Origin of the sequence: Microbacterium sp. LjRoot45 (assembly GCF_964253325.1) — a bacterium.
Taxonomy (GTDB): domain Bacteria; phylum Actinomycetota; class Actinomycetes; order Actinomycetales; family Microbacteriaceae; genus Microbacterium.
Genome location: NZ_CAXUQM020000001.1, coordinates 1,989,615 through 2,001,597 on the forward strand (window position 1 = coordinate 1,989,615; position 11,983 = coordinate 2,001,597).

13 protein-coding genes are annotated in these 11,983 nt (G+C 68.7%); 4 read left to right on the forward strand and 9 right to left on the reverse strand.

Annotated elements, in window-relative coordinates:
* The first annotated feature begins 8 nt into the window (after window positions 1–8).
* Window positions 9–950, forward strand: coding sequence for a quinone oxidoreductase family protein (locus tag ACSQ18_RS09390; protein ID WP_436036979.1), 942 nt, complete (start codon window positions 9–11; stop codon window positions 948–950).
* 18 nt (window positions 951–968) lie between these two features.
* On the opposite strand, the gene ACSQ18_RS09395 is transcribed toward ACSQ18_RS09390, so the two are convergent.
* The 6 genes from ACSQ18_RS09395 to ACSQ18_RS09420 form a co-directional block, all read right to left on the reverse strand.
* A complete protein-coding gene (locus ACSQ18_RS09395; protein WP_436036981.1) occupies window positions 969–1,142 on the reverse strand; it encodes a hypothetical protein in 174 nt (57 codons plus the stop codon).
* Window positions 1,142–2,374, reverse strand: a complete 1,233-nt coding sequence (gene mmsB / locus ACSQ18_RS09400) for a multiple monosaccharide ABC transporter permease (protein ID WP_436036982.1) — start codon at window positions 2,372–2,374, stop codon at window positions 1,142–1,144. Before mmsB ends, ACSQ18_RS09395 begins: the two co-directional genes overlap by 1 nt.
* A gap of 17 nt (window positions 2,375–2,391) precedes the next feature.
* Window positions 2,392–3,921 (reverse strand): multiple monosaccharide ABC transporter ATP-binding protein, encoded by a 1,530-nt coding sequence (gene mmsA / locus ACSQ18_RS09405; RefSeq protein ID WP_301040500.1) that lies wholly within the window; start codon window positions 3,919–3,921, stop codon window positions 2,392–2,394.
* A gap of 94 nt (window positions 3,922–4,015) precedes the next feature.
* On the reverse strand, window positions 4,016–5,131 hold the full coding sequence (gene chvE, locus ACSQ18_RS09410; protein ID WP_436038420.1) for a multiple monosaccharide ABC transporter substrate-binding protein: 1,116 nt from the start codon (window positions 5,129–5,131) through the stop codon (window positions 4,016–4,018).
* A gap of 106 nt (window positions 5,132–5,237) precedes the next feature.
* A complete protein-coding gene (locus ACSQ18_RS09415; protein ID WP_436036984.1) occupies window positions 5,238–5,960 on the reverse strand; it encodes an L-ribulose-5-phosphate 4-epimerase in 723 nt (240 codons plus the stop codon).
* A 146-nt stretch (window positions 5,961–6,106) separates the two neighbouring features.
* Complete coding sequence (locus tag ACSQ18_RS09420; RefSeq protein ID WP_144808407.1) at window positions 6,107–7,117, reverse strand: LacI family DNA-binding transcriptional regulator; 1,011 nt, start codon at window positions 7,115–7,117, stop codon at window positions 6,107–6,109.
* A gap of 188 nt (window positions 7,118–7,305) precedes the next feature.
* On the opposite strand from ACSQ18_RS09420, the gene ACSQ18_RS09425 reads away from it, so the two are divergent.
* Complete coding sequence (locus tag ACSQ18_RS09425; protein ID WP_436036985.1) at window positions 7,306–7,815, forward strand: hypothetical protein; 510 nt, start codon at window positions 7,306–7,308, stop codon at window positions 7,813–7,815.
* On the opposite strand, the gene ACSQ18_RS09430 is transcribed toward ACSQ18_RS09425, so the two are convergent.
* Entirely contained in the window at window positions 7,802–9,151 is a 1,350-nt protein-coding gene (locus ACSQ18_RS09430; protein ID WP_436036987.1) for a M20/M25/M40 family metallo-hydrolase, read from the reverse strand. The genes ACSQ18_RS09425 and ACSQ18_RS09430 overlap by 14 nt on opposite strands.
* A 28-nt stretch (window positions 9,152–9,179) precedes the next feature.
* On the opposite strand from ACSQ18_RS09430, the gene ACSQ18_RS09435 reads away from it, so the two are divergent.
* Window positions 9,180–10,175, forward strand: coding sequence for a Gfo/Idh/MocA family protein (locus tag ACSQ18_RS09435; protein ID WP_436036988.1), 996 nt, complete (start codon window positions 9,180–9,182; stop codon window positions 10,173–10,175).
* Between the two features lie 39 nt (window positions 10,176–10,214).
* Here the strand turns inward: ACSQ18_RS09435 and ACSQ18_RS09440 are convergent, their stop codons facing one another.
* Window positions 10,215–10,586 carry a PLDc N-terminal domain-containing protein gene (locus ACSQ18_RS09440; RefSeq protein ID WP_436036989.1) on the reverse strand — a complete coding sequence of 124 codons (372 nt, stop codon included), beginning with the start codon at window positions 10,584–10,586 and terminating at the stop codon, window positions 10,215–10,217.
* 85 nt (window positions 10,587–10,671) lie between these two features.
* On the opposite strand from ACSQ18_RS09440, the gene ACSQ18_RS09445 reads away from it, so the two are divergent.
* Entirely contained in the window at window positions 10,672–11,529 is an 858-nt protein-coding gene (locus ACSQ18_RS09445; protein WP_144808417.1) for an NYN domain-containing protein, read from the forward strand.
* Between the two features lie 39 nt (window positions 11,530–11,568).
* Here the strand turns inward: ACSQ18_RS09445 and ACSQ18_RS09450 are convergent, their stop codons facing one another.
* The gene (locus ACSQ18_RS09450) at window positions 11,569–11,949 is read right to left on the reverse strand and encodes a DoxX family protein (protein ID WP_436036990.1); all 381 of its coding nucleotides are present in this window, start codon (window positions 11,947–11,949) and stop codon (window positions 11,569–11,571) included.
* Window positions 11,950–11,983 lie beyond the last annotated feature (34 nt).

Here is an 11,983-nt window from a genome sequence, read left to right on the forward strand (position 1 = left end):
GTGGAGTGATGGCCCAGGCGATCACCTACACCCGCTTCGGAGGACCCGAGGTCCTCACCCTCACCGACATCGTCACGCCCGATCCGGCGCCCGGGAAGCTGGCGGTGCGGGTGGAGGCAGCGGGCGTGAACCCCCTCGACCACAAGCTCCGCTCCGGCGCGCGCGCCTCGGCTGAGATCACCGAGCCGCGCAGGGTCGGAGCGGATGCCGCGGGCGTCGTCACCGCTGTCGGCGACGGGGTGGAAGGCTTCCGTCCCGGCGACGCGGTCGTGCTCGCGGGAGTGGCAGGCGCGTACGCGAGCGATCTCGCCGTGCCGGCGGATCGCGCCTGGCCGCGTCCCCCGTCGGTGTCGGCCGCCGTCGGCGCCGCCCTCGGCATCCCCTTCGGAACGGCCTATCAGACGCTGCGCTCGCTCGCCGTGGGCCCCGGTGACACCCTGCTCGTCCACGGCGGATCGGGGGCGGTGGGTCAGGCCGTCATCCAATACGCCGTGCTGTGGGGAGCAAAGGTGCTCGCGACGACGAGCGATCGTCGCGCCGACCGCGTGCGGCAGCTCGGCGCGACGCCGGTGTCGTACGAGCCCGGACTGCTCGATCGGGTGCGCGACGCCGCCCCCGAGGGCATCACCGCCGTGATCGACATCGCCGGCACCGACGAAGCACTCGACGCGTCACTCGCGCTCGTCGCCGACCGCCGGCGCATCGCGACCCTCGTGCGCGGGAAGGATGCCGATGCCCTCGGCATCCGTGCCTTCATGGGCGGGAGTCCGCGCCCCCTCAGCCCTGTCGAGCAGGCCTGGCGCGCCGAGGCGATCCCCGCCACCCTGCAGCTGCTCGCCGCCGGTGCTTTCTCCGTGGAGATCGGGCGGGAACTACCGCTCGCGCAGGCCGCGGAGGCGCATCGGAGCGTGGAAGCCGGAATCGACGGGAAGGTCGTCCTCCTGCCGTAGCGGGAGGACGACCTTCGCTCAGGCGCCTGCGGTGAGGCCGCCGATGACGCCCGAGACGACCAGGTAGCAGCCGATCGCGCCGACGACGATCCAGATCGTGATGCGCGCCGTCGAGATGCCGCCGCCCGTGGCGGGGTCATCGGACCGGGAGAACTCGTCCCGGTCCGGTGCCCCACCGCCGAAGAGACCCATCAGTGGCCGGCCCGGCGCTTGTTGTAGACGTCGAAGGCCACGGCGAGGAGCAGCACGAGACCCTTGACGGCCTGCTGCCACTCGATGCCGATGCCCATGATCGACATGCCGTTGTTGAGCACACCGATGATGAGACCACCGATGATCGCACCGCCGATGGTGCCGACACCGCCCTGCACCGCGGCACCGCCGATGAAGGCTGCCGAGATCGCTTCGAGCTCGAAGCCGTCACCGGCCTTGGGGCCGGCCAGGTTCAGTCGTGCGGTGAAGATGAGACCGGCGAGCGCGGCGAGCACACCCATGTTGACGAAGAGCCAGAAGTCGACGCGGCGCGTCTTGATGCCCGACAGCTCCGCGGCGTGGCGGTTGCCGCCGATGGCGTAGATGTGGCGGCCGAACACCGTGCGGTTCATGACGATGCCGTACACGAGCACGAGCACGGCGAGCACGATCAGGGTGACCGGGATGCCCTTGTACGAGGCGAGCGCCCAGGCGAACCAGCCGATGACGAGGGCGATGAGGGCGAGCTTCACGACGAACCACAGGAAGGGGTCGACCTCCTGGTCGTACTTCTGACGCCCGGTGCGCGTGCGGATCTGCTGGACGACGAGGGCCACGATCGCGACCGCTCCGATCGCGAGGGTGAACAGGTCTGGATCGGATTCGCCGAACAAGCCCGAGAGGAACCCGTTACCGAGCGCCCGGTACTCGGTCGGGAACGAGCCGATGTTCGCGTTACCGAGGACGACGAGAGCGAGCCCGCGGAAGATCAGCATGCCCGCGAGCGTCACGATGAACGCCGGGATGCCGACGTAGGCCACCCAGAAGCCCTGCCAAGCGCCGACGAGGGCACCGATGAGGAGTGACAGCAGGATCGCCAACCACCAGGGCAACCCCATCTTCACGGCCAGGACGCCCGACACGGCGCCGATGAAGGCGGCGACGGAGCCGACCGACAAGTCGATGTGGCCGGCGATGATGATCATCACCATGCCGATCGCCAGCACGAGGATGTAGCCGTTCTGAACGACGAGGTTCGAGATGTTCTGCGGACGCAGCAGGATGCCGTTGGTCAGGATCGCGAACAGCGCCACTACCGCGATGAGGGCGATGAAGATGCCGTTCTTCCCGAGGTCGGACAGCAGCGTCGTGAGCCACCGGGTGAACTTGTTCTCCGGCGGGTTGACCAGCCCGCCGGCGGCGGTGTCGGGGGAAAGGGTGTCGTTGGACATGTGCGGTTCTCCTGCCCTCAGCGGGGCTTCTCCATGGTCATGAGCTTGAGGACGTTTTCGGGGGTCGCTTCGCCGATCGGCAGCTCGCCGGTGATCCGGCCCTCCGAGAGGGCGTACACGCGGTCGGAGATGCCGAGCAGTTCGGGCAACTCGGACGAGATGACGATGACGCCCTTGCCCTCCGCGGCGAGCTTGTTGATGATCGTGTAGATCTCGTACTTCGCTCCGACGTCGATGCCGCGCGTGGGCTCGTCGAGGATGAGCACCTCGGGGTCGGAGTAGATCCACTTCGACAGGACGACCTTCTGCTGATTGCCGCCGGAGAGCTTCCCCGTCGGCACCAGGACGTTGGGCGCCTTGATGTTCATGCTCTTGCGGTAGCCGTTGGCGACCTTGTACTCCTCGTTGTCGTCGACGAGGCCGGCCTTCTCGAGCTTCTTCAGCGAGGCCATCGAGATGTTGCGCTTGATGTCCTCGATGAGGTTCAGGCCGTAGGTCTTGCGGTCCTCGGTGGCGTAGGCGATGCCGTTCTCGATCGCCTCGGCGACGGTGCGGGTCTTGATCTCGCGTCCGCGCAGATACACCTTGCCGGAGATGCGGGAACCGTAGCTGTGGCCGAACAGGCTCATCGCGAACTCGGTGCGACCAGCACCCATGAGTCCGGCGATACCGACGATCTCACCCGCCCGCACGTGCAGCGACACGTCGTCGACGACGACGCGGCTGGGGTCCTGGGGGTGGTGGGCGGTCCAGTTCTCGACGCGGAGGAGCTCCTCGCCGATCTGCGGCTCGTGGTCGGGGTAGCGATGCTCGAGATCGCGACCGACCATGTCCTTGATGATCCGGTCTTCGGTCACGTCGGTCTTGGCGATCGTCTCGATGGTCTTGCCGTCGCGGATGACGGTGACGGTGTCGGCGACCTTCTTGATCTCGTTGAGCTTGTGGCTGATGATGATCGACGTGATCCCCTGCTCGCGCAGGCTCAGGATCAGGTCGAGCAGGTGGTCGGAGTCCTCGTCGTTGAGCGCGGCGGTCGGCTCGTCGAGGATGAGGAGCTTGACCTCCTTCGAGAGCGCCTTCGCGATCTCGACGAGCTGCTGCTTGCCGACGCCGATCTGGTTGGCCTTCGTGGTCGGGTTCTCCTTGAGACCGACACGCTTCAGCAGGGCTGCCGCCTCGTAGTTCGTCTTGTTCCAGTCGATGAGCCCGCCGGCGGCCTTGCGCTCGTTGTTGAGGAAGATGTTCTCCGCGATCGACAGGTACGGGCTGAGCGCGAGCTCCTGGTGGATGATGACGATGCCGCGCGCCTCGCTGTCGCGAAGGTTCTTGAACTCGACGACCTCGCCCGCGTAGCGGATCTCGCCGTCATAGCTGCCGTGCGGGTAGACGCCGGACAGCACCTTCATCAGCGTGGACTTGCCGGCGCCGTTCTCACCGCAGATCGCGTGGATCTCGCCGCGCTCGACGCTGAAGTTCACGTTCGACAGGGCTTTCACGCCCGGGAACGTCTTGGTGATGCCACGCATCTCGAGGATGGTTTCGCTCACGATCTCCGACTTCCTTGTGGGGATTAGGGGGGAGGTTACCGGATGACGGCGGTGGCGGGAGGGATTCCCGCCACCGCCGCGACACGGGTCGGACTTACAGCCCGAGCTCCTCCGCCGTCCAGTAACCGGTGTCGACCAGTGCCGACTCCACGTTGTCCTTCACGACCTGCACGGGCGCCAGCAGGTACGAGGGAACGACCTTGACGTCGTTGTCGTACGTCGTGGTGTCGTTGACCTCGGGCTCTTCGCCGTTCAGTGCGGCGACCGCCATGTCGGCTGCGACCTTGGCCAGCTCACGCGTGTCCTTGAAGATCGTCGCGTACTGCTCGCCGGAGAGGATCGCCTTGACCGAGTCGACCTCGGCATCCTGACCGGAGATGATCGGCCACTCGTCGCCGACGGAGTAGCCCGCGTCGGTGAGAGCCGAGATGATGCCGCGCGAGATGCCGTCGTAGGGCGAGAGCACCGCGTCGACCTGCGAGCCGTCCGAGTAGTTGGCCGTGAGGATGTCCTCCATGCGGCTCTGAGCGGTCTCGCCGTCCCAGCGCAGCGTCGCGGCCTGCTCGATCGTGGTCTGACCCGACTTCACGACGAGCGTGCCGTCGTCGATGAGGGGCTGCAGCACGTCCATGGCGCCGTTGAAGAAGAAGAACGCGTTGTTGTCGTCCAGCGAACCGGCGAACAGCTCGATGTTGAACGGACCGGCGGGCGCGTCGGCCTTGGCCGAGCCGTCGAGCTCCGTGAGGCCGAGGCCGTTGAGCACGGTCCACGCCTGCTGCTGGCCGACGAGGAAGTTGTCGAAGGTCGCGTAGTAGTCGACGTTCTCGGTGCCCTTGATCAGGCGGTCGTAGGCGATGACCGGGATGTCACTGTCGGCGGCCGTCTGCAGAACCTCGGAGAGGGTCGTGCCGTCGATCGAGGCGACGATGAGAGCCTCGGCGCCCTTCGTGATCATGTTCTCGATCTGCGACACCTGCGTGGGGATGTCGTCCTCGGCGTACTGGAGGTCGACGGTGTAGCCCTGGCCCTCGAGCGCGGCCTTGACGGCGTCGCCGTCCTGGATCCAGCGCTCGGAGCTCTTGGTCGGCATCGCGACGCCGATGAGGCCGCCGTCGCCGTTGCCGCTGTCGCCGCCGTCGGTGGTGCCCGGCGTCGCGTTGCCCGAGCACGAGGTGAGCAGGAGCGCCCCCGCCGCGACGGTCGCCAGCATGATCTTCTTGATCTTCACTGTGTTTCCTTTCCCGAAGACATCTCTGTCATGGGTTCTTGGTGTTCGGTGGTGACCGCTTTCCGGGTCGGGGTGTCCCCCGGTCCGGCTACCGGCGGTCGTCGGTGGTCTGTCCGTAGACGTTCTGGTACCGGTCGTACAGGGCGTCGATCGACTCCTGCGGGATCGGGAGGAGCTCGCCGCCCTCACGGGCGATCTGCACCGTGCGGGCGACGTCTTCGAGCATGACGGCGGCCTTCACGGCATCCTTCGCCGTCGCACCGATCGTGAACGGGCCGTGATTCTGCATGAGGACCGCGCGGCTGCGGTGTCCCGTGAGGGTGTCAACGATCCCTCGGCCGATCGAGTCGTCGCCGATGATCGCGAACGGTCCGACCGGGATCGGACCGCCGAACTCGTCGGCCATCGCGGTGATGACGCAGGGGATCTCTTCGCCCCGCGCCGCCCAGCCGACCGCGTAGGTCGAGTGGGTGTGCACGACGCCGCCGACCTCGGGCATGTTCCGGTACACGTAGGCGTGCGCGGCGGTGTCGCTGGACGGCGACCGGTCACTGCCCGGCGTGCCGGGGATCACGGCGCCGTCGAGGTCGCAGAGGATCATGTTCTCGGGTGCGAGGTCATCGTAGGAGACACCCGAGGGCTTGATGACGAACAGGTCTGCACCGGGCACCCGCCCGGAGACGTTGCCGCCGGTCCAGACGACGAGGCCGTAACGCACCAGCTCCGCGTGCAGCGCGGCCACTTCGGCCCGGGTGCGGGCGATCGCGACTTCCGTCTTGACGCCGCTGACGTAGCGATCCGCGTCCTTCATTGACACCACCGTGCAGACTCCCTTGTCCCCCACCGCAGTTCGGGTGGGTGATGTGACGGTTCATGTGACCGTTCACATTGCGACACTATAGCCATGACCCTGTCGGTCGTGTCAACTCCGCGGTTGTCTCGGATTCGTAACGGCGCTCAGAGCCGCGCTGCGCGGGCCGTCGAGGACCGCACGAGCAGCTCCGGCATGATGGCCGGCGCGGCGTGATCGGCGCCGCCGCCGAGGAGCAGATCGACGCAGCGACGGCCGAGCTCGGCGAAGTCCTGTCGCACCGTCGTCAGCGGCGGCCAGAAGTGGGATGCCTCCGGGATGTCGTCGAATCCGACGATGCTCACGTCGCGCGGACAGTCGAGGCCTTCGTCCCGGATGGCATGGAGCAGCCCGAGCGCCATCTGATCGTTGGACGAGAAGATCGCCGTGAAGTCGCGGTACCGCAGCAGCTCACGACCCGCGTAGTACCCGAACTCCGCCGTCCAGTCACCGAGGATCGGCGCCGTCGTCGGGATGTCCCACGCACTCATCTCCTCCAGGAAGCCCCGCATCCGCGCCTCCGCCTCGATCCAGTCCTGCGGTCCGGCGAGGTGGTAGATCGAGTGATGTCCGAGCTCGATGAGGTGCCGCGTGGCCATACGGGCACCGGCGATCTGGTCGACGCTGAGCGTGTGGTCGGGGTCGAGGTCGGTCGACTGGAGCGTGACGTACGGGACGTCGAGCCGCTGCGCGGCGATCGCGCGGAACACCCGCACCTGGGGTGCGATGACGACGAGACCCTCGATGGACTGCGCCATGAGATGCGAGAGCACGTCGGGGATCGACTGCGCGTCGGACGCGTCGATGTTGGCCGTCGAGACCCAGTACCCGCGCGCTCTCGCGGCCGCCTCGATCGCGGCGATCGACGACGCGGGGCCGTACTGCGTCGCGGAGGCCGCGAGGATGCCGATCGTGCGCGAGCGGCTCGTGACGAGCGCGCGCGCCGCGCGATTGGGACTGTACGAGAGCTCGGCCATGACCGCGACGACGCGATCCCGGGTCTCCGGCCGAATGCTCGGGTGATCGTTGAGCACGCGGGAGACCGTCTGGTGAGACACCCCGGCCAGGCGCGCCACGTCTCGGATGCTGGGCCTGCGTCCGCCGGCGTCGTCGCTCATGCTTCTCCGAGTTCATCGATGTGTACGGTCACATCGATTGAGGCCATTATGCACGGTTTTTCGGCGTGTGAGCCCGAAAGAATGTGACTGTCACACGAGAACGCTCCGCGCTGCGTGTGACAGGCACCGCATCTGTCACATCGAGGTGAGCCTACGAGGCACGCCGCGCGCGGCCTAGGCTGGGCCCCATGGCCGATCTGTCGCGGCACCTCCCGCTGAGCAACCGCCCCCGCGGCGATGAGTCCGGTGTCACCGGTGACCGCCGACACCAGCTGGCGGAGGTGGTGCGCCAGGCCCACCTCCTCAGCGCGGGAGCGCCGGATGCCGCAGAGCGCTTCCTCCTCGATGCCCGCCTCGATCGTGAGTTCCACGGCCAGACGCTGCCCGAGGTCGCCGACGCCCTCGATGCCGGCGGGCGCCGCGGCATCCGTCCCCTCACCGAGGCTGTCGCGGCACTGCTGCGGCTCGCGGGTTCCCGGGAGGTCGTCCTCGATCCCCTGACGAGCGGCGCCGCGGCCCTGTATGCCGTCACGCGCACACCGCGCGACCGCCGAGCCGTCGTCGGCGCGAACACGCTCCACGCGACGGATGCCGGATGGGAGTTCGGCCGCGGTCCGGTGCGGGAGGCGCCGGCGCGGCAGATTCTCGACTTCCTGCTGGGGCTCGGCGACGTACCGCCGCCGCTCAGCCCTCGATGAGCGCGCGGTAGAACCCGATCCCCCGCAGCCAGACATCCACGCGGATGCGCTCGTTGTGAGAGTGCAGCGCGTCACGCTCGGACCGCGTGAGGTGGAAAGGCGTGAACCGGTAGACGTTCTCGCTGATCTCCGTGAACCAGCGGCTGTCGCTTGCGCCGAGCTGTATATAGGGGGTCGTCACGATCTCGCGGCCGAGAGAGGAGGCGACCGCGAGGGAGATCCGGCGCCACGCCGCGCCGCGCCAGGGCGACACGGGCGACGGGTCGGAGCCGTGGCGCACCTCGATCTCCACCTCGGGGTCACCGACGACGCGGCGCACGCGTGCGGTGGCCGCCGCGACCGTGTCCCCCGTGAGCAGCCGGATGTTCAGGGTGGCGCGTGCCGTCGTGGCCAGCACGTTCTCGCCGGGTGCGCCGGAAAGCTGCGTCGTGACGGCAGTCGTGCGCACCATCGCGTTCATCTCCGGACCGAGTCGGGGGAAGATCCGCGCCAGCACCGGACCGGTGAGACCGAGGTGGCCGAACACCCACCGCAGCGGCTGCGGCGCGTGGGGGGCGACCGTGGCGAACAGCGCGCGCACGGGCGGGGCGATCCGCACCGGGAACGGATGCCGGTGGACGCGGTCGATCGCTCGTGCGAGCCGCGCGGTGGCCGGCAGCGCGGGCGGGGTCGAGGCGTGCCCCCCGGCTTCCCGGGCGGTGAGGACGAGCGTCATGACGCCCCGCTCGGCGACGCCCACCATCGCCGTGGGCACCTGGACTCCCGGGATGACGCCGTCCACGACGGCTCCCCCCTCGTCGAGCACCAGCCCCGGCCGCACGCCGCGCTCGCGCAGGATCGCCACGATCGCGCGCGCACCGTCGCCGGCGGTCTCCTCGTTGTGGCCGAACGCGAGGTAGAGATCGCTCGCCGGCGCACGCCCTTCCGTGACGAGCTGTTCGACCGACTCGAGGATCGCGACGAGCGAGCCCTTGTCGTCGATCGCCCCTCGCGCATGGATCTCCGCCTCGGCCCGCTCCCCGACGAGCTCCGCCCCGAACGGATCGTGATTCCACTCGTCGGCGACCACGGGGACGACGTCGAGGTGCGCCATGAGCACGATCGGCTGCTCCGCCCCGGCATCCGTGCCGCGCCACCGATACAGCAGCGAGTGACCGGCGACGATCTCGCGCTCGAGCGCGCGATGCACCGCGGGGTAGAGCCGCTCGACGGTCTCGATGAACCGATCGAACGCCGCGACGTCGATGTGGCTCTCGTCGGCGTGCGACACGGTGGGGATGCGCAGCAACTCGCGAAACCGCTCGAGGGCGGCCTGCTCCGACGCAGAGTGAGTCATGCTCCGAGCCTACGGTTAGGCTCGGGGCATGACCGGACTTCGCTGGGGAATCCTCGCTACGGGCGGCATCGCGCACGCCTTCACCCGCGACCTGCGGACGGCGGGCCTCACCGTCGCCGCCGTAGGCTCGCGTCGCGCCGAGGCAGCCGAATCCTTCGCACACGAGTACGAGATCCCGCGTGCGCACTCCTCCTATGAGGCGCTCGTCGAAGACCCCGACGTCGACATCGTCTACGTCGCCACGCCTCACGGACGACACTTCGAGGATGCCGCGCTCGCGCTCCAGGCGGGCAAGCACGTGCTCGTGGAGAAGGCGATCACGCTGGATGCCGACGAGGCGACGGCCCTGCGCGACCTCGCCGCCGACGCCGACCTCCTCATCATGGAGGCGATGTGGACGCGCTACCTGCCCCACATGGCGCGGATTCGCGAGCTCGTCCGCTCGGGGGCGCTCGGCGAGGTGCGCACGGTCTTCGCCGACCACACGCAGCGGATCAGCGCCGATCCCTCACACCGGCTGAACGCCCTGGAGCTGGGGGGCGGGGCGCTGCTTGACCTCGGGATCTACCCCGTGTCGTTCATCTGGGACGTGCTGGGTGCACCGACCGGCATCCGCGCGCTCGGTCGGCTCGGTGACACCGGCGCCGACACCGAGGTGGTCGGATCGATGGTCCACGGCACGGGCGCGGTGTCCTCCTTCGCGATCTCGTCGCGCGGCGCCGGACCCAACGTGGCGCACATCGTGGGGTCGGAGGCGAGCATCGCGATCGATCCGGTCTGGTACTGCCCGACGACGTTCCGCGTGACCGATGCGGACCGTCGGGTGATCGAGGAGTACCGCTCCGAGGTGGACGGGCGCGGCATGCAGTACCAGGCGCTGTACGCCGAACAGCTCCTCGCGGACGGGCGACGCGACAGCGAGCTGCTGCCGTTCGGCGAGAGTGTGGCGATCATGGCCGCGCTCGACGACGTGCGCGCCCAGGTGGGTGTCATCTACCCGCCGAAGCGGAAGAACGCAGGCTGACCGGCCCGGCATCCACGAGCGATCAGGTTGCTGCCCGCGTCAGGCCTGCCCGCCATCGCCCTGCTGCGCCCTGCGACGGGCGAGTTCGGCCCGTAGCCGATCCTCCTCGATCTCGCGCTCGAGGTCGGCGAGCTGCTGCTCGGTCGACCTCGCCTCACGGCGCACGGTCGGCGGTGCGGGAGGCTCTGACGCCCACGGAGCGAACTGCGGCGGACGGGGCGCGGACTGCCGCTCGGGCCACTCGCGGCCGATCGCGAACCACAGGATCGTGCCGAGCAGCGGCAGCAGGATGACCAGGATGAGCCACATCGTCTTGGGCAGGTGCTTCACCTGACTCTGGTCTCGCATGATGATGTCGACGATCGCGAAGACCATGCCGACGAACACCAGCAGCGAGAAGACGTAGGGCATGCCGCGAGTCTATGAGCACGCTGTGGCTTCTCGCATCCCGCGATCCTCCCCACCGCCCGCACCGCGGGCCTGACACACTGGTCCCATGCCCGATCCGCAGAACCGCGTCGCCGTGTACCTCGACTTCGACAACATCGTCATGAGCTGGTACGACCGCGTCCACGGGCGGAACTCGTTCGCCCGCGATCGTCAGCGCATCGCCGAAGACCCGACCGAGCCCGAGGTCGCGCAGCGCCTGAAGGACGCGACGATCGACGTCGGCGCGGTGATCGACTACGCGGCATCCTTCGGCACCCTGGTGCTCACGCGCGCCTACGCCGACTGGTCGTCGCCCGTGAATGCGGAGTACCGGTCACAGCTGGTCGCCCGCGCCGTCGACCTGGTGCAGCTCTTCCCGGCGGCCGCGTATGCCAAGAACGGGGCCGACATCCGCCTCGCCGTCGACACGGTCGAGGACATGTTCCGCCTTCCCGACCTCACCCACGTGGTGATCGTCGCAGGCGACAGCGACTACGTGCCGCTCGCGCAGCGCTGCAAGCGATTGGGGCGGATCGTGGTGGGAGTGGGCGTTGCCGGTTCGACCGCCAAGTCTCTCGCGGCCGCCTGCGACCAGTTCGACGCCTACGACACCCTGCCCGGGGTGCATGCGCCCGAGCCGCCGAAGAAGCCCGAGTCGACGCCGTCGAGCCGCCGGAAGCGCGCCGCCGCCGACCCCACCGCGGACCTCCTGGCCCGTGCCCTGCGCCTGGAGCAGGAGCGCACCGACGAGGAATGGGTGCACCTGTCGGCGGTGAAGAATCTCGTGAAGCGGATGGACCCCTCCTTCAGCGAGAAGGGCCTCGGGCACCGCTCGTTCTCCGACTTCGTCAAAGCGCACCCGACCGTCGCAGAGCTCGACGAGTCGACGAACATCGTCCGCGTGCGGCTCGTCGCCGACCGCTGAGTCCGCACCGCTGTCAGCGTCGGGCGTCAGCGCCGGGCGTCAGCGCCGGGTGCTCCACAGGGCCCACGCGACGAGGACGGGCTGGAAGAACAGCCGTGCGATGCGGGACCGGTCGCTGTCGAGACCGAAGCCGCGCCGCTGGCCCATCGCCTGCGCGATGTTGCCGGGGAAGATGGCCACGAAGAACGCCGCAAGGAGGGCACCGACGCGACGACGCTCTCGCGGCAGCGCCACCAACGCAAGGCCCAGCATGACCTCGACCGCACCCGACGCGACGACGACGCCGTCCTTGTCGATCGGCAGTACGTCGGTGACGATATCGGGCACCTGGGCCTGGAACTCGCGCCGCGCCCAGAACAGATGACTCAGCCCCGCGAACACCATCGAACCGGCAAGGATCCATCGCGCGCTCGTTCGCATGCCCCGAGCGTAACCCGTGGGGCCGCGCGTGGGC